The sequence below is a fragment of the Citrobacter sp. Cpo148 genome, assembly GCF_030332375.1.
Lineage (GTDB): Bacteria > Pseudomonadota > Gammaproteobacteria > Enterobacterales > Enterobacteriaceae > Citrobacter > Citrobacter portucalensis.
Map to the genome: position 1 here is coordinate 309,918 of NZ_JAOWHY010000048.1, position 24,060 is coordinate 333,977.

The 24,060-nt window shown below is 52.8% G+C and carries 21 protein-coding genes and 2 pseudogenes; 17 read left to right on the forward strand and 6 right to left on the reverse strand.

Annotated elements, in window-relative coordinates; genetic code table 11:
• Positions 1-21: 21 nt before the first annotated feature.
• On the reverse strand, positions 22-588 hold the full coding sequence (locus OGY10_RS20040; RefSeq protein ID WP_003826090.1) for a Slp family lipoprotein: 567 nt from the start codon (positions 586-588) through the stop codon (positions 22-24).
• 244 nt (positions 589-832) lie between these two features.
• The gene (locus tag OGY10_RS20045) at positions 833-1,687 is read right to left on the reverse strand and encodes a MurR/RpiR family transcriptional regulator (RefSeq protein WP_048225153.1); all 855 of its coding nucleotides are present in this window, start codon (positions 1,685-1,687) and stop codon (positions 833-835) included.
• 293 nt (positions 1,688-1,980) lie between these two features.
• Here OGY10_RS20045 and OGY10_RS20050 point away from each other — a divergent pair, with 293 nt between their 5' ends.
• The 10 genes from OGY10_RS20050 (at position 1,981) to iolB (ending at position 15,155) form a co-directional block, all read left to right on the forward strand.
• Positions 1,981-3,486, forward strand: coding sequence for a CoA-acylating methylmalonate-semialdehyde dehydrogenase (locus tag OGY10_RS20050; protein WP_191226889.1), 1,506 nt, complete (start codon positions 1,981-1,983; stop codon positions 3,484-3,486).
• Positions 3,487-3,497: 11 nt separating this feature from the next.
• Positions 3,498-5,423 carry a 3D-(3,5/4)-trihydroxycyclohexane-1,2-dione acylhydrolase (decyclizing) gene (gene iolD / locus OGY10_RS20055; RefSeq protein WP_286577281.1) on the forward strand — a complete coding sequence of 642 codons (1,926 nt, stop codon included), beginning with the start codon at positions 3,498-3,500 and terminating at the stop codon, positions 5,421-5,423.
• A gap of 344 nt (positions 5,424-5,767) precedes the next feature.
• Complete coding sequence (gene iolG / locus OGY10_RS20060; RefSeq protein WP_003826096.1) at positions 5,768-6,754, forward strand: inositol 2-dehydrogenase; 987 nt, start codon at positions 5,768-5,770, stop codon at positions 6,752-6,754.
• 38 nt (positions 6,755-6,792) lie between these two features.
• Positions 6,793-7,722 carry a sugar ABC transporter substrate-binding protein gene (locus OGY10_RS20065; protein WP_003839787.1) on the forward strand — a complete coding sequence of 310 codons (930 nt, stop codon included), beginning with the start codon at positions 6,793-6,795 and terminating at the stop codon, positions 7,720-7,722.
• A 53-nt stretch (positions 7,723-7,775) separates the two neighbouring features.
• A complete protein-coding gene (locus OGY10_RS20070) occupies positions 7,776-9,323 on the forward strand; it encodes a sugar ABC transporter ATP-binding protein (protein WP_003839789.1) in 1,548 nt (515 codons plus the stop codon).
• Between the two features lie 11 nt (positions 9,324-9,334).
• Positions 9,335-10,363, forward strand: a complete 1,029-nt coding sequence (locus tag OGY10_RS20075; protein WP_003826102.1) for an ABC transporter permease — start codon at positions 9,335-9,337, stop codon at positions 10,361-10,363.
• 8 nt (positions 10,364-10,371) lie between these two features.
• Positions 10,372-11,505: a Gfo/Idh/MocA family protein gene (locus OGY10_RS20080; protein WP_103014790.1), complete on the forward strand. Its 1,134-nt coding sequence runs from the start codon at positions 10,372-10,374 to the stop codon at positions 11,503-11,505.
• A gap of 12 nt (positions 11,506-11,517) precedes the next feature.
• A complete protein-coding gene (locus tag OGY10_RS20085) occupies positions 11,518-13,422 on the forward strand; it encodes a bifunctional 5-dehydro-2-deoxygluconokinase/5-dehydro-2-deoxyphosphogluconate aldolase (protein ID WP_100272012.1) in 1,905 nt (634 codons plus the stop codon).
• A 14-nt stretch (positions 13,423-13,436) separates the two neighbouring features.
• Complete coding sequence (gene iolE / locus OGY10_RS20090; RefSeq protein ID WP_060683363.1) at positions 13,437-14,327, forward strand: myo-inosose-2 dehydratase; 891 nt, start codon at positions 13,437-13,439, stop codon at positions 14,325-14,327.
• A 9-nt stretch (positions 14,328-14,336) separates the two neighbouring features.
• On the forward strand, positions 14,337-15,155 hold the full coding sequence (gene iolB, locus OGY10_RS20095) for a 5-deoxy-glucuronate isomerase (protein WP_111465199.1): 819 nt from the start codon (positions 14,337-14,339) through the stop codon (positions 15,153-15,155).
• A 217-nt stretch (positions 15,156-15,372) separates the two neighbouring features.
• On the opposite strand, the pseudogene OGY10_RS23825 reads toward iolB, so the two are convergent.
• Positions 15,373-18,914, reverse strand: a pseudogene (locus OGY10_RS23825) (inverse autotransporter beta domain-containing protein).
• Between the two features lie 168 nt (positions 18,915-19,082).
• Between OGY10_RS23825 and OGY10_RS20110 the strand changes: the two are divergent.
• The gene (locus OGY10_RS20110; protein WP_286577287.1) at positions 19,083-19,460 is read left to right on the forward strand and encodes a hypothetical protein; all 378 of its coding nucleotides are present in this window, start codon (positions 19,083-19,085) and stop codon (positions 19,458-19,460) included.
• A 139-nt stretch (positions 19,461-19,599) separates the two neighbouring features.
• Here the strand turns inward: OGY10_RS20110 and OGY10_RS20115 are convergent, their stop codons facing one another.
• From OGY10_RS20115 to OGY10_RS20125, 3 genes are read right to left on the reverse strand one after another with little or no spacing between them, the layout of a single operon-like run.
• Positions 19,600-20,583 (reverse strand): hypothetical protein, encoded by a 984-nt coding sequence (locus OGY10_RS20115; protein ID WP_286577289.1) that lies wholly within the window; start codon positions 20,581-20,583, stop codon positions 19,600-19,602.
• Positions 20,580-21,608 (reverse strand): site-specific integrase, encoded by a 1,029-nt coding sequence (locus OGY10_RS20120; protein WP_286577290.1) that lies wholly within the window; start codon positions 21,606-21,608, stop codon positions 20,580-20,582. Before OGY10_RS20120 ends, OGY10_RS20115 begins: the two co-directional genes overlap by 4 nt.
• Before the next feature lies 1 nt (position 21,609).
• Positions 21,610-22,242, reverse strand: a complete 633-nt coding sequence (locus OGY10_RS20125; RefSeq protein WP_286577291.1) for a phage repressor protein CI — start codon at positions 22,240-22,242, stop codon at positions 21,610-21,612.
• Between the two features lie 119 nt (positions 22,243-22,361).
• On the opposite strand from OGY10_RS20125, the gene OGY10_RS20130 reads away from it, so the two are divergent.
• From OGY10_RS20130 to OGY10_RS20155, 6 genes and pseudogenes are all read left to right on the forward strand, one after another.
• Positions 22,362-22,604, forward strand: coding sequence for a hypothetical protein (locus OGY10_RS20130; protein ID WP_001397669.1), 243 nt, complete (start codon positions 22,362-22,364; stop codon positions 22,602-22,604).
• 32 nt (positions 22,605-22,636) lie between these two features.
• Entirely contained in the window at positions 22,637-23,146 is a 510-nt protein-coding gene (locus OGY10_RS20135) for a phage regulatory CII family protein (protein ID WP_000460858.1), read from the forward strand.
• A 7-nt stretch (positions 23,147-23,153) separates the two neighbouring features.
• Positions 23,154-23,354, forward strand: a complete 201-nt coding sequence (locus OGY10_RS20140) for a phage filamentation protein Fil family protein (RefSeq protein WP_000956168.1) — start codon at positions 23,154-23,156, stop codon at positions 23,352-23,354.
• Positions 23,318-23,659, forward strand: a complete 342-nt coding sequence (locus tag OGY10_RS20145) for a DUF5347 family protein (protein ID WP_000963480.1) — start codon at positions 23,318-23,320, stop codon at positions 23,657-23,659. Before OGY10_RS20140 ends, OGY10_RS20145 begins: the two co-directional genes overlap by 37 nt.
• Positions 23,660-23,726: 67 nt before the next feature.
• Positions 23,727-23,960: a DUF2732 family protein gene (locus tag OGY10_RS20150; protein ID WP_001244238.1), complete on the forward strand. Its 234-nt coding sequence runs from the start codon at positions 23,727-23,729 to the stop codon at positions 23,958-23,960.
• A pseudogene (locus tag OGY10_RS20155) lies at positions 23,960-24,060 on the forward strand (TraR/DksA family transcriptional regulator); the annotation flags it as partial. The gene OGY10_RS20150 and the pseudogene OGY10_RS20155, both read left to right, overlap by 1 nt.

Below are 24,060 nucleotides of genomic sequence, written 5' to 3' on the forward strand. Positions count from 1 at the left end.
CGCGCCATCTTACCTCTGGGATTATTTCACTAGCTCCGGAGTTACCTGAGTGACTGTATTGGCGTAGTAAGGCGCTCCCCACATCGGCTCAGGCCAGAATGCGCCGTAACCATAATCCCACATGTTATAGGTGGTGTTGACAGACTCAGTTAAATGCCAAACCTGGATTCCTTGTAAATCAACTTTAACAAAGTTGTACGGGACTTTGTTGATGAATCCTGACTCATCTCCTTGAATTGTTCCCAAAATGGTCACGAAATGGTTTCTGTAGTTTACCGGATCGAGGAAACCTTTCTGCTGGGCAAGAATACGTCCCTGATAGCTCGCGTCTATTTGTGGCTTAGCAGAGTCGTTCAGTGGCAAAACGGCGATTTCCAGCAACGTATCATTTTTGGTGTTAATCACATTGATGACTTTACCACCAAAGCGAGCCTGTTGGCCGGTATATAAACCGGGCTGGTTATGCACGGAGATAAAGTTTTTTTGGATATCGGGTTGATTATTACCTTTGATATTCTCAGGAATGGAAGCACATGATGCCAGGGTGAAAGCAAGGGCAATAATCATCAACCCTTTTGTATTTTTCATTTTACTTTCCTGCTTAAAAAAGACAGGTCTATAGTAAACCTTTGCGTATTATTGTCAGCATGCGCATTGTTGATTATCTAATATTAATATAATTGTAGCTTATGGTAATAACGGATTGTATTTTATCTGGTCGCTGAATGAGGGCGATATTTTCAACGACCATGAAAGTAACGGCAGACATCACGGTTTCACGTCACGCTGGCGGGAATGTAATAAAGCGGAACGTCAATTTTTGCGGTGCTCATCACCCGACAGAATGACCGCGTTCATTACTCCCGTCACCCAGACGGTAAGCCAGCGCCACCACTAGCGACTGCACCAGGCACAGCGTCGCAGACTGGGATCGAAACGCGTCAACCTGCGCCTCTTTCACCACAAAGCAGAGATCGCTGAACGTGGCCAGCGGGCTTATCTGACTGTCGGTAATCACGATCTGGCGCGCGCCGGCATTGGCCGCAGTTTCGCTGACCATCACTGTTTCTTCCGCATAAGGCGAGAAGCTAATCGACACCACAATATCGTGCGCTTTGATGCGGTTAATCTGCTCGCGCAGCATTCCGCCCATTCCGTCGAGCAAAATAGGGCGACACTCAAGATGGCTCAGGGCGTAGGTGAGATAGGCCGCTACGCTAAACGAACGACGCAGACCTGCAATGTAAATGGTGTCGGCTTCTGCCAGCAATTGTACGGCGCGTTCCAGCATTTCAGGTTCGGCACGGGCTGCCAGCTGCTGGAGCGCCTGGGTATTCGAACGGGCGAATTCCTGCAGGATATCGAGCGGGGTTTCCGGTACGGCTTCGCTTTCCATCTCACGGAACATGCGCGCGCGGTCGCTGTAGCTGGCGGTTTCCTCTACCAGGTTCATACGAAACAGCTGTTTCATTTCGTTGAAGCCGGTGAAGTCAAAGGCGTTGGCGAAGCGGATAAGCGTAGAGGGTGGCACTCCGGCACGTTCAGCAATGACGGCAACCGTATCAAAGGCCACGCTATTGGTATTATCCAGCACATAGCGGGACACCTGCTGCAGCCTCTTACTCAGGCTATCGTAGCGATCGCGGATTTGCTGCTGCAGCTCGTTCAGGCTGGTTGCTGTTGTCATTTTACCTCCTGGTACATAGTTTTATGATTCTAAACGCAAAACCGCGTCTTTGAAATGTCACTCATTCATCTGGCTGTAAAAACGAAACAAAAGCTTCAGGCTTGTCGTCCGCTGAAACGTTATGCCAGTGCACGCCAATCATGCGATTCCGCTTGTTAACATAAAAACCCATCCTTGATCACATTAATCGTTATTTATTTTATTTCAACTTAAAATGGAATGTTTGTTTCATATATAGTACACAGATAACAGTGTTCAGGTAACAGTCACGTATCAACAGCGAGAGGTTAAGGATGGAGACAGTAGCGAATTTTATCCACGGCGAATGTGTCACCGGTTCAGGCAAGCGCGTTCAGGCAATCTTCAACCCGGCCACCGGCGAGCAGATCCGCCAGGTGGTGATGAGTACGACACAGGAAACCGAGCAGGCCATTGCGGCAGCGCACGACGCATTCCCCGGTTGGGCGCGCCATTCTCCGTTAAAACGTGCGCGAGTGATGTTCCGCTTTAAGGCGCTGTTGGAAGAAAACATGGAGAGGCTGGCTCGCATCATCAGCGAAGAGCATGGCAAGGTATTCTCTGACGCAGTTGGTGAGCTGACCCGCGGCCTGGAAGTGGTGGAGTTTGCCTGTGGCATCCCACATCTGCAAAAGGGCGAACACTCAGCCAACGTAGGGACCGGCGTCGATAGCCATTCGCTGATGCAACCGCTCGGGGTTTGCGTCGGGATCACGCCGTTTAACTTTCCGGCAATGGTACCGATGTGGATGTTCCCCATCGCGCTGGCAACCGGGAATACCTTCGTGCTGAAACCCTCAGAAAAAGACCCTTCTCTCGCCCTGGCTCTGGCCAAACTGCTGCAAGAAGCCGGATTGCCGGACGGCGTGTTCAACGTCGTGCAGGGGGACAAAGAGTCCGTTGACGTTCTGTTAACTGACCCGCGCGTGCAGGCCGTGAGCTTTGTCGGCTCTACGCCGATTGCGGAATACATTTATCAGACGGCATCGGCCCACGGTAAGCGTTGTCAGGCGTTAGGTGGCGCTAAAAATCACTGCATTTTAATGCCGGATGCCGACATGGATATGGCAACCAACGCCATTATGGGGGCCGCTTACGGCGCGGCGGGTGAACGCTGCATGGCACTTTCGGTCGTGCTGGCGGTAGGAGACAAAACGGCAGATGAGCTGTGCTCGAGACTGGAAAAACAGATTGCGGCGCTGCGTGTCGGGCCGGGGCTTGATCAGACACCTGAAAATGAAATGGGGCCGCTTATCTCCTCGGTACACCGTAATAAAGTGCTCGGTTATATCGACAGTGGGGAATCGCAGGGGGCCAGCCTGCGCGTGGATGGTCGACGTTTTAGCGTTAAAGGCCATGAGCAGGGTTATTTTGTCGGGCCGACCCTGTTTGATAACGTCACGCCGGAGATGACCATCTATAAAGAAGAGATTTTTGGACCGGTGCTTTCTGTGGTGCGCGTAGCAGATTACAGCAGCGCGGTGGAACTGATTAACCGTCATGAATATGGTAATGGCACGGCAATTTTCACACGTGACGGCGGCTGTGCGCGTCGCTTCTGCGAAGAAGTGCAGGCGGGCATGGTGGGCGTAAACGTTCCAATTCCGGTGCCGATGGCGTTCCACAGTTTTGGCGGCTGGAAGCGGTCTATTTTTGGTGCGCTGAACGTTCATGGTAACGATGGCGTGCGCTTCTACACCCGGATGAAAACCGTCACCGCACGCTGGCCGGAGATGCTGCAGGACACAGGGGCCGCGTTCTCCATGCCAACGCTGGGCTGACAGGAGGGTTTATGCAAACCGAACGTATGACCATGGCTCAGGCGCTGGTCAAATTCCTTAATCAACAATATATCTGTGTCGATGGCGTGGAAACGCCCTTTGTCGAGGGCGTCGCCACCATCTTTGGTCACGGTAACGTGCTTGGCATTGGCCAGGCGCTGGAGCAGGCACCCGGTCATTTGCAGGTGATGCAGGGATGTAATGAGCAGGGAATTGCGCACATGGCAACCGGATTCGCCAAACAGCATCGGCGCCAGCGTATTTTTGCCGTGACGTCATCGGTTGGGCCGGGAGCGGCAAACATGGTGACCGCAGCGGCAACCGCGACGGCGAACCGTATTCCGCTGCTGCTGTTGCCTGGCGATGTCTACGCCAGTCGTCAGCCGGACCCGGTATTGCAGCAAATTGAGCAATACCATGACCTTGGCATCAGTACCAACGACTGCTTCCGCCCGGTCTCGCGTTACTGGGACCGGATTAACCGCCCGGAGCAGTTAATGAGCGCGATGCTAAACGCGATGCGAACGCTTACTGACCCCGCAGATACTGGTGCCGTAACTATTTGCCTGCCACAGGATGTGCAGGGGGAAGCCTGGGACTATCCGCAGAGCTTCTTTGCGCGCCGCGTTCATTTGATCGAACGTCGACCACCCGATCCGCAGCGTCTGGCGATGGCGCGAGCGCTGATTGCCCGCAAACGCCGTCCGCTGGTGGTATGCGGCGGCGGGGTACGATATTCCGGCGCGCATGAGGCGTTTCGTACGTTTGTTGAAACGCTGCAACTGCCATTTGCCGAAACTCAGGCCGGAAAGGGAGCGCTGGTTAGTGACCACCCACTTAACCTCGGAGGCATTGGGGTAACTGGAGGGATGGCAGCGAATCAGCTCGCACCGCAAGCCGATCTGGTGATCGGCATCGGTACGCGCCTCACCGACTTTACCACCGGTTCGAAAGCGCTGTTTTCTCATCCGGAGGTTGAGTTCCTGCTGCTGAACGTGGCGGAGTTTGACGCACTGAAGCTTGATGCCACTGCGCTTATCGCCGACGCCCGTACCGGGCTTACGGCATTAACTGAAACACTGAAAGACTACCGCAGCGATTGGGGGAAGGAGGTCGCGCAGGCGCAAGAGGCCTGGCGCGATGAGTGCCAACGTTTATGGGAGCGCGACTGGCGTCCCGATGACGAACCCGAAGTGGCTGGGCATCTTGACGCTCAACTGGCGGAATATGGCGACACGCTAAACACCCGGTTGACCCAGACGAAGGTGCTGGGGCTTATCAATCAGCACATTGAAGATAACGCTATCGTCGTAGGGGCCGCCGGATCGCTACCTGGCGATTTACAGCGTATCTGGCAGGTCAAAACCCCGGACAGCTATCACCTGGAATACGGTTACTCCTGTATGGGCTATGAGATTGCGGCTGCTATTGGAGCCAGGCTGGCGAAGCCGCAGCAGTCGGTATATGCCATGGTGGGGGATGGCTCGTACATGATGCTGCATTCCGAACTACAAACCGCCGTCCAGGAGGGGATAAAAGTCACTATCCTGCTGTTTGATAACGCCAGCTTCGGGTGTATTAACAACCTTCAGATGGGGCATGGGATGGGGAGCTTCGGTACGGAAAACCGTCACCGTAATCCGCAAACCGGACGGTTGGATGGGCCGTTGGTGAAGGTCGATTTTGCTAAGAACGCGGAAAGCTACGGCTGTCGGGCATGGCGTGTACATGACGAGCAAAGCCTGCTGGCGGCGCTGGAAGCCTCGCGTGCGCATTCGGGGCCTGTGCTGCTGGATATCAAAGTCCTGCCGAAAACCATGACCCACGACTATGCCTCCTGGTGGCGCACTGGCGATGCGCAGGTGGCAGAATCTCCGTCGGTGCGAAAAGCGGCTGAGCAGACGTTTGAGCAGGTGAAAAACGCACGTCAGTACTAAAAGCGATTAATGCCGGATGGCGCTGCGCTTATCCGGCCTACAGCGGATTCCACCCCCCTGGCCTGATAAGGCGCTAGCGCCGTCATCCGGCAACCTGCGACAACGAAATTTTCATTTCATTTTTCCTTTCTCTTCATCCATCGCCTCCTTCCTGAACGGAAGGGGGCCAATTCCTGCATCTTCCCTGTTGTTATGTTGTGATATTGATAACAGATTTTATCTCACTCATCTCAAAAGTGTTAACTTGCACCCAAAAACATAATTTTCACTATTCATAAAAATGAAATAAATGTTTTATTTAAAGGGTCGTTAGTTCATCGCATTCACCAACACCGGGAGCCGTTATGTTTAACATTGCTTTACTGGGCGCTGGCCGAATTGGCCAGGTACATGCAGCTAACATTGCCAGTCACAGTGCCACTACCCTCTGGTCCGTCGTCGACCCGAATCAGGAATTTGCCACCCGTCTTGCCACACAGTACCAGGCTCGTTTGCAAAGCCTGGATGAGGCGATGACGGACCCTAACGTTCACGCCGTGCTGATTGCCTCCGCGACCGATACCCACGCGGATCTGATTGAAATGGCCGCCCGCCACGGCAAAGCCATCTTCTGTGAAAAGCCGGTCCACCTGGATCTGGCCCGTGTACGCGACTGCCTGAAAGTGGTCAAAGAGTACGACGTACCGTTGTTTATCGGTTTCAACCGCCGCTTCGATCCACAGTTTCGCCGTGTGAAAACTGACGCACTGGCCGGGCGTATCGGAAAGCCGGAATCGCTGCTGATCATCTCCCGCGACCCGTCGCCGCCGCCTGCGGAATACGTGCGTGTGTCCGGCGGTATGTTCCGTGATATGACCATCCACGATTTTGATATGGCGCGCTTTATTATGGGCGAGGAGCCGGTTTCGGTGTATGCCCAGGGCAGCAATCTGGTGGATCCGGCGATTGGCGAAGCGGGCGATATCGATACCGCGTTCATCGTACTGAAATATGCCTCCGGTGCGATGGCGACCATCGTCAACAGCCGCCGTTCTTCTTACGGATACGATCAGCGCCTTGAGCTGCACGGCTCTGAAGGGCTGCTGTGCGCGGGCAACATTCTCGAAAATCAGGTGCAGCACTACGCGAAGACCGGCTGCACCAGCGCGTTACCTGAACATTTCTTCCTGCAGCGTTATAAATCGGCCTATGCCGCGGAATGGGAACACTTTGTTGCGGTACTGCGCGGCGAAGCGGTCCCTGATTGCAGCGGGGACGATGGCGAGCGTGCGCTGTATCTGGCGGATAAAGCGCTGGAGTCACTGCATAGCCAACGTGAAGTTCTCCTCTGATTGTCACCACAACCTACCCTACACAGAGAGACATAATAATGAAAAAACTGATCTTAGCTGTCCTCATCGCCATGACATCCGGGGCAGCCATTGCTGAAAACGAGCAAATTGTTTTCAGTACGCCAAACCTGGCGATGCCATTTGAAGTTCACATGCAGCGCACGGCGGTGAAAGCCGCAAAAGAGATGGGCGTGAATTTACAGGTCCTGGACGGGCAGGGTAGCTCGCCAAAACAGGTCGCTGACCTGGAAAACGCCATAACTCGTGGCGCACAGGGTTTTATTGTTTCGCCAAACGATGTCAACGCGGTGTCCAGCGCGGTAGATGAAATTCAGGATGCGAAACTGCCCGTTGTTACCCTCGACCGCTCCGTTGACAGCCAGAAAAAAGTGCCGCACTTCGGCGCGAACAACTACAAAGGCGGCCAGGCGATTGGCGACTTTGTCAAAACCAAATTCCCTGACGGGGCAGACATTATTCTGCTGACCGGCCAGCCAGGCTCCTCCTCCAACATAGAACGTACTAAAGGCATTCGCGACAGCCTGAAGGCGGGTGGTGAAAAGTACAAGATCGTTGCCGATCAGACCGGTAACTGGATGCGTTCTGAAGGGATGCGCATTGTCGAAAGCGTTCTGCCTTCGTTGCCGAAGCGTCCGCAGGTGATCCTCTCCGCTAACGACGATATGGCGTTGGGCGCGATTGAAGCGTTACAGGGACAAGGACTGAAACCGGGTGAAGTTCTGGTCACGGGCTTCGATGCCGTGCCGGAAGCACTGGCGCGTGTGCGCGACGGCTGGCTGGCAGTGACGGCGGATCAGCGTCCTGGCTTTGCGGTGAAAACGGCCATGAGCCAGTTGGTGAATAACGTCCGTGAGAAGACGGCGATCACCGGGGCTGACTACCCGCCAACGCTTATCACCAAAGAGAACCTGCAGCAGGCCGAGCGTATTAGTGAGGCCGGTAACTGATATGTCCGCAGCCGCCGCACAAGTGGCGGCTCTCTATGAGGAGGAGCAGACCGATGTCGCAACCCTTACTAAAAGTGACCGACCTGGCGAAAAGCTTTTCCGGCGTTTGGGCGCTGAGCAGCGCACAGCTGACCGTCGGAGCAGGCGAAATTCATGCGCTGTTAGGTGAGAACGGTGCCGGAAAATCGACCCTGCTGAAAGCGCTGGCGGGCGCACAGCCGCAAACACGCGGGGATATTTGGTTCAACGGCGAAACATTGCCGGTAGAAGACTCTCCGGTTGAGCGGCAGAACAAGGGCATTATCACGATTTATCAGGAATTTAATCTGCTGCCCAATATGACCGTCGCCGAGAATATGTTCCTCGGTCGCGAACCGCGTAAACGCAATCTGATTGTTGACGAAAAGGCGGTAAATCAGGAAGCGCAGGTGATTCTGGATTACCTGCAACTGAACGTTGCGCCAACCACGGCCGTGGCCCGACTGAGCGTGGCGCAGCAGCAAATGGTGGAAATTGCGCGGGCGCTGACGCTGAACGCAAAGCTGATCATTATGGATGAACCTTCCGCCGCGCTGAGCGACAGCGAAGTAGAAAGCCTACACCGTGTGGTGCGGGAACTTAAAGGGCGTGGCGTGAGCATTATCTACGTCACCCATCGCCTGCATGAAGTTTTTCAACTCTGCGACCAGTTCACTGTTTTCCAGGATGGACGATTCACCGGGAATGGCGCGGTTGCACAGACCACCGTAGAACAGCTGATCCGCCTGATGGTGGGGCGCGATGTGGCCTTTAATCGCCGTCCGGCCAGCGAAACTCACCATGAAGATAAACCTGTGCGTCTGGCGGTGAAGGGGCTTAGCCGCGAAAAACCGCCGCTGGATCCGCATGGTATCGCGCTGCACGACATTAGCTTCCACGTGCATGCTGGCGAAGTGTTAGGCATTGCCGGACTGGTGGGTGCCGGGCGCACCGAAGTGGCCCGCTGCCTGTTCGGCGCCGACGGTTTTACTTCCGGCAGCTTTGAACTTGATGGCGTGCCATATCAGCCGCGCGATCCGCTGTTTGCGCTGGATCAGGGGCTGGCGCTGGTACCGGAAGATCGTAAAAAAGAGGGCGCGGTGCTTGGGCTGTCGATCCGCGACAACCTGTCGCTCTCCAGCCTCTCGTCACTGCTGCACTGGCGCTGGTTCGTGAATACCCGCAAAGAGGATGCCCTGATCGAGTCATACCGCCAGGCGCTGCAGATCAAAATGGTCAACAGCGCTCAGGAGGTGCGCAAACTCTCCGGCGGGAACCAGCAGAAAGTAATCCTCGCGCGCTGCATGGCGCTTAATCCTCGGGTGTTGATCGTGGATGAACCAACGCGCGGCATCGATGTTGGCACCAAATCAGAAGTCCATCAGGTGCTGTTTGATATGGCGAAAAAGGGCGTGGCGGTGATCGTGATCTCCTCCGATCTGCCGGAAGTCATGGCGGTTTCCGATCGGATCATCACGTTAAGTGAAGGCCGGGTGACTGGCGAGATCCACGGGGACGACGCTAATGAAGAGCGGCTAATGACGATGATGGCCATCAACCACAACGCCCTGAATGCGGCATAACGGAGTGATTCATGACGCAGATTATTTCTAAAACGCAGGTTCCTGCCAAACGCGGCGGACGTCTTGATCCCATTGCCTTTTTTGAGCGCTTTGGGGTACTGATTTTCATGATCCTGCTGCTGATTTTCTTTCAGTTGCAGAACAGCAATTTTCTTTCTGAACGCAATATTTTCAACATTCTGACCGAAGTCTCCATCTACGGGATCATGGCGGTGGGGATGACGTTTGTCATTCTGACCGCCGGGATCGATCTGTCGGTGGGCTCCATCCTGGCGGTCTGCGCCATGACCGCCGCGTATGTGATTAAGGGCGACAACTTCACCACCGTCGACCCGAACGCCTGGGGCGGCATGAGCTGGCTGATTGGCCTTGGTATCTGTATGGCGATGGGCACCGCGATTGGTTTTCTGCATGGCCTCGGCGTGACCCGCCTGCGTCTGCCGCCGTTTATCGTCACCCTCGGCGGGATGACGATCTGGCGCGGCCTGACGCTGGTGATTAACGACGGCGCACCAATTGCCGGTTTCGACGCGGGATACCGCTGGTGGGGACGCGGCGAACTGCTCGGTATCTCCATTCCAATCTGGATATTCGCGCTGGTGGCGGTAGGCGGTTATCTGGCGCTACATAAAACCCGTTGGGGGCGCTTCGTGTACGCCATCGGCGGCAACCCGGAGGCGGCGCGTCTGGCAGGGGTCAACGTGAAGCGCGTGCTGGTGAGCGTCTACGTGTTAATTGGCTGTCTGGCAGGGCTGGCGGGCTTCATTCTCAGCGCGCGGTTGGGCAGTGCAGAAGCGGTCGCCGGGATCTCGTTTGAGCTGCGCGTTATCGCCTCGGTGGTCATTGGCGGTACCTCACTGATGGGCGGCTACGGGCGTATTGGCGGCACCATTATCGGCTCGATCATCATGGGCATCCTGATTAACGGTCTGGTGCTGATGAACGTCTCGGCTTACTACCAACAAATTATTACCGGCTTAATTATCGTTCTGGCGGTGGCGTTCGATACCTACGCCAAGAGCCGTCGCGGCGCATTGTGAGGATCATGATGAAAGAAGTTCGTATTGGATTGATTGGCACCGGGTATATCGGCAAGGCGCATGCCATCGCCTATGCCCAGGCCCCGACGGTGTTTAACCTGCGCGGCAAGCTGGTGCGCGAAATGGTGGCGGAAGTCTCTCCAGAGCTGGCCGCCGAGCGGGCGCAGGCGTTTGGCTTCAATCGCTCAACCGGAGACTGGCGTGCGCTGGTGGCTGACCCGGCCATTGATGTCGTGGATATCTGTTCTCCTAATCATCTGCACAAAGAGATGGCGCTGGAAGCGATTCGCCATGGCAAGCATGTGTACTCAGAAAAGCCGTTGGCGCTGAACGCCCACGACGCGCGTGAAATGGTTGAAGCTGCACAGCGGGCGGGAGTGAAAACGCTGGTGGGGTTCAACTATATGAAGAACCCAACGGCGCAGCTGGCGAAAGAGATCATTGAGCGCGGAGAAATTGGTGAGGTGATCCATTTCTACGGCACCCACAACGAAGACTACATGGCCGATCCGCTTGCACCGATCCACTGGCATTGTTTTAAAGAGACCGCTGGGCTTGGGGCGCTTGGCGATCTGGCGGCGCATATCGTCAATATGGCGCAGTACCTGGTTGGGGATATTCAGCAGGTCTGCGGCGACCTGAAGATCGTTGTGCCACAGCGTCCGGCGCAGGTCGGTTCCTCGCAAATGGTGACGGTAGAAAACGAAGATCAGGCCCACGCGATGGTGCGCTTTGCGGGCGGTGCGCAAGGGGTGATTGAAACCTCGCGCGTTGCCTGTGGCCGCAAGATGGGGTTGTCGTATGTGATTACCGGGACCAAAGGAACTATCAGTTTTACCCAGGAGCGCATGGCAGAGCTGAAGCTCTATCTGCATGACGATCCGGTCAACCGCCAGGGGTTTCGCACTTTACTGGTTGGCCCGGCGCACCCGGACTACGGCGCGTTTTGCATGGGAGCCGGGCATGGTATCGGCTTTAACGACCAGAAAACAGTAGAAGTACGCGACCTGGTGGACGGCATTGCTGCCGATGCGCCGATGTGGCCGGACTTTGAAGAGGGCTGGAAGGTGTCGCGCGTGCTTGACGCTATCGCACTCTCGTACCAGGAAGGCCGCTGGCTGAACGTGAACGACATTGTCTGAAGAGGTATCAACGTGGAAAAGCAGTTTGATGTGATATGCATGGGCCGCGTGGCGGTTGACCTCTACAGTCAGCAAATTGGTGCGCGCCTGGAAGATGTGTCGAGCTTTGCCAAATATCTTGGTGGTTCGTCCGGCAACGTGGCTTACGGCACGGCACGCCAGGGGCTGCGCTCCTCAATGCTGGCGCGGGTTGGCGACGAACATATGGGGCGTTTCCTGCGTGAAGAATTAAACCAGGTAGGCTGCGATACCAGCCATCTGATCACTGATAAAGACCGCCTGACGGCGCTGGTGTTACTCGGCATTAAAGACCGGGACACCTTCCCACTGATTTTTTACCGTGATAACTGCGCGGATATGGCGATTACCGCCAGCGATGTTGATGAACAGTACATCGCTTCTGCTCGTTGTCTTGCCATCACCGGGACGCATCTTTCTCATCCGCAAACCCGCGAGGCGGTGTTGACGGCGCTCGCTTACGCCCGGCGTCACGGCGTGCGTACGGCGCTGGATATCGACTATCGCCCGGTGCTGTGGGGGCTTACTTCCTTAGGCGACGGCGAAACGCGCTTTATCGCCGCCGAACAGGTCACCCGCCAGTTGCAGGAGGTGCTGCATCTTTTTGATGTGATTGTCGGCACCGAGGAGGAGTTCCATATCGCGGGCGGCAGTACCGATACGCTGCAGGCGCTGTCGCAGGTTCGCGGCGTGAGTCACGCGACGCTGGTTTGCAAGCGTGGTGCGCTCGGCTGCTCGGTGTATACCGACGCGATCCCGGCCCGGCTTGACGATGGCCTGACGGTGACCGGCGTGCGCGTGGAGGTGCTGAACGTGCTGGGGGCAGGGGACGCGTTTATGTCCGGTCTGCTGCGCGGCTACCTCAACGATGAGGGATGGGAGCAGGCGTGCCGCTACGCCAACGCCTGCGGTGCGCTGGTGGTGTCGCGTCACGGCTGTGCGCCGGCGATGCCGAGCAAAGTGGAGCTTGATGATTATCTTTCTCGCGCCGCAGAGGTTCCTCGTCCGGATCTCGATCCGCATCTCAACCATTTGCATCGCGTGACGACCCGTCGTCGCACATGGCCGGAACTGTGCGTGATGGCCTTCGATCACCGTAGCCAACTGGAAGAGATGGCGTTGCAGTGCGGCGCGTCTTTGAAGCGTATTCCGGCATTGAAACAGCTTATTTTGCAGGCCAGCCGTGAAGCGGCCAACAGCGCCGGGCTGGAGGGCAAGGCCGGGCTGCTGTGCGATGGTACGTTTGGTCAGGATGCGCTGAATGCGATAACCGGAGAGGGCTGGTGGATAGGTCGTCCTATCGAACTGCCGGGGTCGCGCCCACTGGAGATGGAACACGGCAATATAGGCTCGCAGCTCATCAGTTGGCCGCAGGAACATGTGGTGAAGTGTCTGGTCTTTTTCCATCCGGAAGATGCCCACGCGTTGCGTCTGGAACAAGAACAAAAAATCGCTGAGGTGTACCGCGCCTGTTGCCAGTCCGGTCATGAGCTGCTGCTGGAGGTGATTTTACCGGCCAGTATGCCGCGCAGTGATGAACTGTATTTGCGCGCCATTTCCCGCTTCTACAACTTAGGGATCTACCCCGACTGGTGGAAACTCCCACCGCTGACGTCTGCTGGCTGGACGGCGTTGAGTGACATTATCGAACGGCGCGATCCGCACTGCCGTGGCGTGGTGATCCTGGGTCTGGACGCTCCGGCAGAGCAACTGCGTGCTGATTTTAAAGCGGCTGCGGGTCATGGGGTGGTGAAAGGTTTTGCCGTGGGGCGCACGCTGTTTGGCGACGCTTCCCGCGCGTGGTTGAAACACGATATTGACGATGCGCAGCTGGTGGCGCGCATTAAAGATAACTACCTGCAGCTTATCGCCTGGTGGCGCGAGCGCGGACAAGCATAATTCAGGAGAAGATGATGACGGTACAATTAGGTATTAATCCACTGACATGGACGAATGACGATCTTCCTTCACTGGGCGCTGAGACGTCGCTTGATACGTGTCTGAGCGAGGGCAAAGAGGCTGGATTTGCTGGTTTCGAACTGGGTAATAAATTCCCGCGCGAGGCGCGACTGCTCGGCCCCATTTTGCAGCGCCACGACCTGCAACTGGTTTCCGGCTGGTACTCCGGACGTCTGCTGGAACGCAGCGTGGAGGAGGAGATTGCCGCTGTGCAATCGCACCTGACGTTACTGCGCGAACTGGGAGCGAAGGTGCTGGTCTTTGCCGAAGTCAGTGGCTGCATTCACGGCGAGCAGCAGACGCCGGTACATCTGCGTCCGCGCTTCCCGCAAGAGCGCTGGCAAGAGTACGGTGAAAAGCTCACTGAGTTTGCGCGCTACACCCAGCAGCAGGGAGTACAGATTGCCTATCACCACCACATGGGAACGGTGATTGAATCTGCTGAAGATGTGGATAATCTGATGACGAATACCGGTGATGAAGTTGGCTTGTTGCTCGACACCGGGCATTTGACCTTTGCGGGTGCCGATCCGTTGGCTGTGGCGCAGCGCTGGGCATCACGTATCAACCATGTTCACTGCAAAGACGTACGTGCCGACGTGCTGGCGGATGTCAAAAACCGCAAAACCAGCTTCCTCGATGCGGTGCTGAGCGGCGTCTTTACCGTGCCGGGAGATGGCTGCGTTGACTATCCGCCAATCATGGCATTGCTGAAGGCGAACCAGTATCAGGGGTGGCTGGTGGTGGAGGCGGAGCAGGATCCAGCCATAGCGCATCCGCTGACGTATGCGCGTCTGGGCTATAACAACCTTAGCCGTCTGGCACGGGATGCCGGGCTTATCTGAGGAGGTGATATGTCACGTTTATTATCACGCTGGCAGCAGCCGGACGCGCAAGGGTGTACGCAGTCAGTGACGCCGGAAAGCGCCGGTTGGGGATATGTTGGCTTTAGAGCGTATGAACTGGAGGAAGGGCAGCAGCTTACGCTGCCCGCCGTCAGCGAAGAACGCTGCTTGGTACTGGTCGCCGGACGCGCGACCATCACCACACCGGGCGCAACTTTTACGGATATCGGTGAACGGATGAGTCCGTTCGAGCGTATCAAACCGTGGGCGGTTTATGTCACTTCTGGTGAAACCATACAGGTTCAGGCGGTGACCAGACTGGAGCTGGCGGTCTGCGCTGCACCGGGGAAAGGCACGCACCCAACACGGCTGATCGCACCTAAGGATATCGACGGGGAAGCGCGCGGCAAAGGCCACAACCAGCGCTACGTGCACAACATCTTACCGGAAGATAAACCCGCAGATAGCCTGCTGGTGGTGGAGGTGTGGACCAACGAAGGTTGTACCAGTTCTTACCCAAGCCATAAGCATGACACCGATAATCCCCCGCAGGAAACCTATCTGGAGGAGACTTACTACCATCGCCTCAACCCGCCGCAGGGATTCTGTATGCAACGGGTCTACACCGATGACCGGTCGCTTGACGAGTGTATGGCAGTCTATAACCGCGACGTGGTGATGGTGCCGAAAGGGTATCACCCGGTGGCAACCCTGGCGGGATATGACAGTTACTACCTTAACGTGATGGCCGGCCCGGTTCGCAAATGGATGTTTACCTGGGAAGATGAACATGTGTGGATTAACAGGGATTATCCGGTTGATAAGTAAGGTCATGAATGGCTTTTTTAACTGCGAGTCGTTTTTTTCCCTCCTTTTGATGAGTAAAAGGGGGAAGAATGGGATGACGGTTGGCGCTATTTAAGTGCTCATTATTCTCATAGATCGCCTGGCCATGAGAATAATGCAAGCGTCGATATATTTGGGGTTATGGCAGTAGCCGGGGTGATCTCGAGAACACCCCGGCTATCTTTTGTTTATATCCCGATCAGGAATTTGGTTGATGGTTCTCAACTACCCAGACGGTGAGTACTTTTTCCAATGTTTTATCTCCCGTCGTCGCCTTCGCTCTCACCCAACTTACACCGGCCGTATCCGTTCTCAGTTCAGAGTAAGCATTCCCTAACTTAAAGTTGGTTTTATCCGGCGTCATCGTAAAGGTTCCGCTGCCGGGTTTGGCTTTGCTGCCTGCGCTAAATTCGACACTGCCGTTTAACGGGTTACCGAATTTATCCTGCAACCGGGCCATAAAGCCTACCGGCTCAAGGTTGGCAACGGCATAGCCAGGATCCTGCTCCAGAGTGAGTACTGGATTCTGGGCATCGGCATTCAGCGTTAGCGAAGCATTTGCCGAGACATTGCTACCGTGTTCAGCCAATGTGGCGGTCAGCGTGTAACGACCCGCCTTATTACCGTGGACATTTACAGTCGCAGTACCGGAACCATTGGTGGTGACAAGCGTATTGTCAATCACCAGAGGATCGCGTGGCGATGGGCCTGTAGCCGTAATTTTCAGCTTACGGTTGCTGACGCTGTTCCCTGATGTATCGGTCAGATGCAGGGTAAACGCCACGTTATCCACATCACTGACTACGGCGGATGTCGTTGACGGTTCGATCGTCAACGCGGCATTTTGCAGATCCGATACCACCTCAATCGCCTTACTCGCCGTAACGCGTTTACCCTCTTTGATGAAGGTTGCCTGCAATTGATAGTGCCCGGCTTCTGCGGCAATAAAGGTTGTTGATGCCATTCCTTTCTCATCCAATGTCAGTTCGGACTGGCCCAGTTTTAATCCACTGGCAGGGGAACTGGTCAGGTGCACGTCACCACTAAATGGGTTGTTTTCACCGTCGACAACCTGTACCTGAATTTCATGTGCCGCTGATGCGTTTGCCACAATGCTCTCAGACGGTGCGGTCAAATTCAGCACTGCGCTGTTAATATCAGGTACGAATTCCAGGTCAACGCTTGAGGACTCAACGCTGTGCTGCCCATCTGTAACCCTGGCATTAACGGTGTAATGACCTGCCTTAACCGTAGTTAACGTTACCGTCGCGTAACCGTCTTTATTGGTGGTGATTTTCTCCGGGTACACGAGCCCTTGTGGCGTTACGATAAGCTCCACTTTCTGTCCTTCAACCGACGCGGCGGTATTGTTGAGCATGATCTCAAGCGTGGCACCATCGCGACCGTTTGCTGCAATATTGGTGATTGCGCCATTGTCTTTGGCCGTCAGAGACAATGTTGCCCCCTCCATTGCAGAGGCAAATGTTACGCTTAGCGATGAGCTGATGTTCCCCGCGCTTAGCGTAATATCATAAGTTCCCGGCGTTGAACTGGTCAGTGAGAATCTTGCTTCACCTTTGGCATCGGTCTTCACAACGTTCTCCCCATTCGCGATCTTAACCTGTGGCGGTAACGCCAGGGTGACCGTGTATCCGGACAGCGGGTTCCCATAACGGTCGGTCAGGGTAACGACCGCGACATTACTCTGTTTGCCATCCGCCAGCGCATTGTCCCTGGTCAGGTTAAAAGCCTGCACCACCGGCTGCGTTTTGTCGGCAATCCAGTTGGCTTGTTTTTCCAGCCCGGAGAAATCATGTTTTTGTGACGTCACACCAATGCGTGTCGCCTGAGCCAGTTCAGACGTTGCCTTAGCGCTGTACACGCCGTCTTTCTCTTCTACGGCAGTAAAACGGACTTCGCCGCTGGCTGAAACTGCATAAAAACGTAAGCTGTCGTCGCCGGTGATGGCATTCCCGTCTTTATCTTTTGCTTCTAACGCCAGGCTAATCGGGTGCCCAACGACCTGCTCCATGGGCATTACTGTGAATGTCGATTTTGCCGCCTCTGCGGAAACCGCTTTTAGTTTCACCGTCAGGGTTTCTGTTTTACCCAGGACTTTAGCGGTGATGCGTGCCGTCCCCGCCGTTAAACCCGGCGTCAGCGTGGCGGTATACACCCCGGAGCGGGTTTCCTGCACTTCACCAAGTTTTGGAGCCTGTGCTGAACGCTCACGATTTCTCTGTGCGTCAGGCGTAAACGCTAAAGACAACTCAATGTCATGTGCAGCCCTGTTAACGGATTACCATTGGTATCTTTAAGCACCAACGTAACCGGATGCTGCGACTTCCCGTCAGCCGCGATGATCGGTTGCTGCTCGCCGTTCAATGTAAAATCCATTGTGCCGACAGAGGCTGAACTCCCCGTCACCGTCACGTTCATCACCGCATAGTTAGAGACATTTCCTTTAACATCTCGCGCCGTTGCACCGATTTGCCAATGATTAGTGCCGCCTGGTGTATAAGCGGGTAACGTCAGTTGCCATGATGTGCCGCTACCGGAAATGCGTCCGCCAGCGGCGGTAAATGCGCTATCGTTCCACTCTACCGACTGAATGCCCCAGTGGGATTTATCCAGCGAAATAGTCACCGGAATAACGGCGCCACCTTCCCCCTGTACGCTTTCAGGCAGGCGGATTTTCAGAACCGATTTTTTGCGGTATTCCAGAACAATATTGTTATTTCGTTCGACAAAATCGTAGCGTCCGTGCTGAACTTCGCGCATTAACGCAACATTGTCGCTGTCCAACTGCTTCGCCAGCGGGATGCCGGGGCGATAGTTAATCTCTATGCCGAAGCGTGAATCATGAGTATTGCTCTGCCCCTGCTTGTGTTCAGCGGAAAGCGTAACTAGAGGAACCGGCGTATAGCTGATCCCGCCTGTAAAGGCGTACGGATTTTCCTGAAGATGATCGCTGCCAAAGAGGCCGACATTCTTGCCGTAATACTTTTCATATTTAAGCGATGCGCCCAGTTGCGGATACGATGGCAACCAACCTTGGGTATAGATATCCCAGCCATCCGCCGGACGTTCCTGATAATCATCCAGATCGTGGGAATCCTTCCATTTTGATAATCTTAAATAAGCATTTGCGCCTGCGCGTAAATAATCTCGCCAATACTCAACGCCTGCACCCATACGTGCGTGATGACGACTTAAATCGTAGTCATAAAATAAGTTTGCGCCAAGCATTGAATTATCCGCCGTGAAGTAGCGATAACCCATACCGATATTAGTTTGGGATCTGTCATCGGTACGGTGAAGCGATGTCTGGCTAAATAAAACATGCTGCTTTGTATCAACCCACGGATAAAGGAAATCGAACGCCGAATCTTTCAACGAGAAAGCGTCATCGACGTTGAGTTGAATACGCGCATTACCGTACTTCTGTAGCCACTCTACCACCTCCTTCGTTGCCTGTGCTGAGACGGTATTGGCAGCAAAACTGCCCGCATGGCCGTTTTCAATGCTTCTGCCAGCCTGCGCGGCGAGAGAAGACAGACCGCGCAGTTCTTGCTGTTCTGCGGTGGCCTGCGATGCCTTAACGGCTGACGCATGGCTGATGGTTGGCGTGAAGCTAAGAAGGGCAGGATACAGAGCCTGCAAAGCGATTGTTGACCATGCGACAACCTTATTAACGGGGCCTGTTGCCCCATTGCTCCGCGAAATTTTCTTATTTGACATTTGTAACTCCAATATCAATTAAAAAAATCAAAGGTTATTCCATGTACTGAACGGGATGCGTAATATATGTATTTAGTAGGAAAATTCAAGAGTTGTTCATGGAGAAGTTAACTGGATATTTTTACACTATGCGGCATTGTGGGCTGGCTAACGATGTCGAACGTTTAAATGACGAATGTATTTAAAAAATACGTTTCTTTTTATCGTGACGATTTTAAGCTTGTAGGGATATTATTTAACCATGGTCGTTCACTGTTAAATAAAAAGGGTTATCAGGAAATTAATCTGTCTGTTCGTATTCAGCTATCATCACGTTTTCCGGATTTAAGTCTGGAACGTGTCAACGCTATTCAGGACGGGGCAAAGAGCATAAAAAAAGCCCGCATAAGCGGGCTTTTATGTCACTCGGGAGCCGCGGCTCCTTTGCGTATCTTTTTTGTCTCCTCACCGTCTGGTCGGTGTCCAACTGAGACTGCTAACTTCCTGTTATTGCTAGTGCTGTCCTGGCACTATCCAATCATGATTGGTGGAGCTGGCGGGAGTTGAACCCGCGTCCGAAATTCCTACATACCATTTTTACAATAGTAAAAACAGTTATTTACGTTTTAAAACAGTGTGTTAGTATTTTCTGGTGTTTGGAGGTTTTATGCGTTTTCAATGCTCTGCCGCCAAACTGCCGCCATTGTCAACCGTAGGAATGTGGAAGCACAAGAGGGAATATTTTTGCACTGCCATAGCCGTAATCAGGTATGACATCCCATAATCCTTTAGGTGTTTGGAAGAACTCTGCATTTAGCCCGATGAGTGTATATACGTGAACTAGTAGATCTCTCAATCCGGTAACCATCTGTTTAATTTGCTTTTCGTCAGAAAAAGATATGCTCGTCCCTTCATTCATAATTGGATTGAAAATGATGAATTCATGTTTTTCATACCTATAGTCTATACCTAACTCTCGACATAGTTGGATGATATTTATTTCCAGTTGTTTTAGATATATTATTTGATTGTCATGTGAAACTTCCTTTTCATAACAATTTTTTATCGAGAGGCTTATTTCTTTATAGTGATTTTGAACACGACCTATAAAATTCTGGCTTATCGTTTTATTATAACCATCTTCAACAGAAGATTTAGTGAAGATGTTCATGTACAGAATATATGGATGTGAGATCGATAATTCTACATATTTTTTTGAGACGTCTGTTTCAGTGAAATCTCGACTTACTATAAATGACGGAACGGTTTTAAAAATATCAGCATAGCTTTTCTGATGCGCATAAAATGAATCAGATTTGTTTTTTGCTTTAACAAGTTCAATCTGATTCTCCGTTCTTTCGAGTTGCTTTTCAGTCTGAATAGTTCGATGCACATTGTTGACGATTGCACCAAGTGGAACAGCGCTCGCCAGCAGCATTAAAGGGAATTTACTAATTTCATAAAATCGAGCGTATCCATGAGCGCTTAGTACCGGTGTTTTCCCCCACCATGCGAAAATTCCAAAGTAAAAGAAAGAAATAACAGGGAAGATTATAGTCACCCAAAATAATTTCTGTTTGAGGAGACTGTTTTCATTCAATTTGTACCATTTACGAGTGTAAATAGCATGTAATACTAATAAAAATATCACTATGTAAAAACTGATTCCAAGTCCTGAGATGAAAGTCATGATTGTTTCCATGCAAGAGAATATAGAGGGTTTTTGGTTACAGCATCTTCCAAATGATCAGGGGCAAAGTGGGCATAAATCATCGTCATTTTTATATCGGCATGTCCCAAAATATCTCGTAGCACTAAGATGTTTCCGCCGTTCATCATAAAATGGCTAGCGAATGTATGACGCAGTACGTGGGTGCACTGGCCTTCAGGCAGGTCGATACCAGCGCGTTTCACTGCTCGTTCAAAAGCTTTTCTGCATGGCGTGAATAATTTCCCTCTGTTTTTGGGAAGTTCGTCATACAGATCCTGAGATATGGGTACGGTCCGGTTTTTCTTGCCTTTGGTTTTGGTGTAGGTGATTCGGTATTTTGATAACTGATGGCCCTGCAGGTTTTCGGCTTCACTCCAGCGCGCGCCAGTGGCAAGGCATATTTTTGCTATCATCAGCAGGCTGGGGCTTTGAGAATCAGCGCAAGCATCTAGCAGGCGCTTAATTTCTTCAGGTGCCAGGAACGCCAGTTCACCTTCTGCGATTTTAAATGTTGGCAAACCGGCGAGTGGGTTGGGAGCTGACCAGTGGCCCAACTTTTTCAGTGTGCCAAAAACTGATGATAGGTTACGTTGTTCAAGGTTTACCGTGCGAGGCTTAACTGGCGACATAAGCGCACCATCTTCATTTCGCACTTCACCTTTTAGCCGTGCTTCGCGGTATTTCGTAAAGTCTCCAGCTGTCAGCTCTGAGGCGATGGGATCACCTAGGCCGTTACAAATAATGTTGAGTTTCGCCATCAAGCGCTTGGGGTCTGCAAGAGTCTGCCCATAGAGTGAGTGCCATTGCTTAATTACTTCTGACAAGCGCCGCCGATCTTCCTTCTCACCAAGCCATGGCTTTTTGTTCACTTCATCCATGGTGAAGTTTTCGAATGCTATGGCCTCGCCCTTCGTCGCAAATTGCTTGCGAACACGCTTACCGTCGCGCCCCTTTGGGTAGCATTCACACAACCATTTTCCGTTTGGCTGCTTTCTGATGGTCATATCAAAGGCTCTTAATTATTTTTAAAGCGCGGCCTACTACCTCGATATCATCAAGGCTGCACTCAAAGGATGATTCGTCTTGATGGACCACCAATCTGTTCCCTGGTAGCCGTGTTAACTTCACGATGATTTTTATTCCATCGATATCTACCAACCACATACCGTTAACTGGAGGCGTTTGGCTGCGGTCCACTAAATAAGAATCGCCAGAAGTATTCACCAGTAATAGGTTGCTTGAGTCTGAGGGGAGCAGACTGCTATCAATGATTGCTTTTCCAGCATCGACTAATAAGCCACCGTTGAGAGTTGCCTTGTCAATTTCGGGGGAAACAAGCTCAGAAAGGGGTTTAACTTTGCCAGAGTTCACGAAATTAATATCTTTTTTGTGTTCAATATTTGAACCTGTCTCGCCCTGTCCAGTAGTTAGCCACAATAAAGAAACCCCTGTCTCCAAAGCACACTGAATCACCCATTCTGCTGGAAAACTATCTCTTAAGTATCTGTTTGCCATGGTGCTTTTTGATGCGCCCAGGTGATCACACAGTTGCTGTCTGGACTTGAAATCATAGGCGGCCATTAGCCTATGGATAGCCTCTCTTCCCCCGGTATTCTCGCCAGCTTTCACTTGTATCATTTTTTAATCCTATTGACGTATCAAATATTGGATCGTAGTATCTCGATGTATCAATTATTGAATCAAATAAAACAAGATAAAACGACGTAAACCAAACCTTAACCGAGAGATATTGCACTATGAGCACTGATATTTCAATTCGTGTACCAAAAGAGATGGCTACGCCTGCAGAGTTCGCTGAATGGGAAGGTATCTCCCGTGGCTCTGTTTACCAGAAAATTCACCATGGTCATCTTGCTAAGTACATGGTCAAAAAAGAAAAAAACAAAGGTCGCGTAAGCCTGCGTTACCTGATGTACAAAACCGACCAGGTTCGTGAATCCCTCGGTCATTCCAACTTTCGCGTCATTGTTGGTCAGTAAGTTCAATTATGAGAACTTTTCGAGAGGGGCGCATGTTTGATTATAAGATTTCCAAACATCCACACTTTGACGAAGCCTGTCGGGCTTTCGCGCTGCGTCACAACATGGCGAAGCTGGCAGAACGCGCAGGAATGAATGTCCAGACGCTGCGCAATAAGCTGAACCCGGAGCAACCGCATCAACTTACGCCGCCGGAGATCTGGCTGCTGACTGATATCACAGAAGACTCAACGCTGGTTGACGGTTTTCTGGCTCAAATCCATTGCCTGCCGTGTGTGCCATTGAATGAAGTGGCAAAAGAGAACCTGCCGCATTACGTCATGAGTGCAACTGCGGAAATTGGGCGAGTAGCTGCAGGCGCAGTATCCGGTGATGTAAAAACCAGTGCGGGCCGCCGCGATGTTATCAACAGCATCAACTCTGTCACGCGCCTGATGGCACTCACCGCAGTTTCATTACATGCGCGTTTGCAGGCGAATCCGGCGATGGCAAGCGCAGTAGATACCGTGACGGGCCTCGGCGCTTCGTTCGGTCTGATCTGAGGTGGTTATGCTGACTAAAGAACCATCTTTTGCATCACTGCTTGTTAAGCAAAGTCCTGCAATGCACTGCGGTCATGGCTGGATTATGGGGAAGGATGGCAAGCGCTGGCATCCGTGCCGCTCTCAGGATGCGTTGCTGGCTGAGCTGTCCACTAAAAAGCAGGGGAAACCATGGCTATTGAAGGCGATGCTGCGACTGTTCCGTTAAGCGCGGGCCTCCGTCTTAATGGGTTAAACCACATCGCGGAATTAAGGGCGAAAGTGTTTGGCTTAAATATTGATTCAGAACTGGAGCGCTTTATTAGCGATATGCGGGACCAACGGGATATTAACCATGAGCAGAATAAACGCGCATTAGCCGCAATATTCTTTATGGCAAAGATTCCGGCGGAACGTCATAGCGTCAATGTTAGTGAACTGACGACTGACGAAAAGCGGGAGCTGATTAAAGCAATGAACCATTTCCGTACAGTGGTGAGTTTATTTCCAAATCGGCTAGCCATGCCGAATTAATCCACAATCGAAATTAAAGGCGTAAACCCGCCGGGCATCTTATTGCCCAAATTCAGGAGAAACAACAATGCGAAATATTGAAACCCGAATCACCAAAACAGGACCAGATGATGCTGGCCTTAATCAGATGCTGACTGATGCACGCATGGAAGAACGCCGTGCACGTGCCGCGGCAATGGCAGCCCGTCTTGATAGCCTGGCTTGCCATATAACGTCACGCCAGCTTAATCACGTTGAAGCGGCGGAGCTGCTGCGTATTGCGGCTGAAAACATTCAGAATGAAGCGCAGGAGATCCACTGATGGCTGATTCAATGGACCTTGTACAGCAGCGCGTTGAAGAAGAACGTCAGCGCCACATCCACACCGCCCGCAACAGAACGCCGGGCGTTTCCCGTGTGCT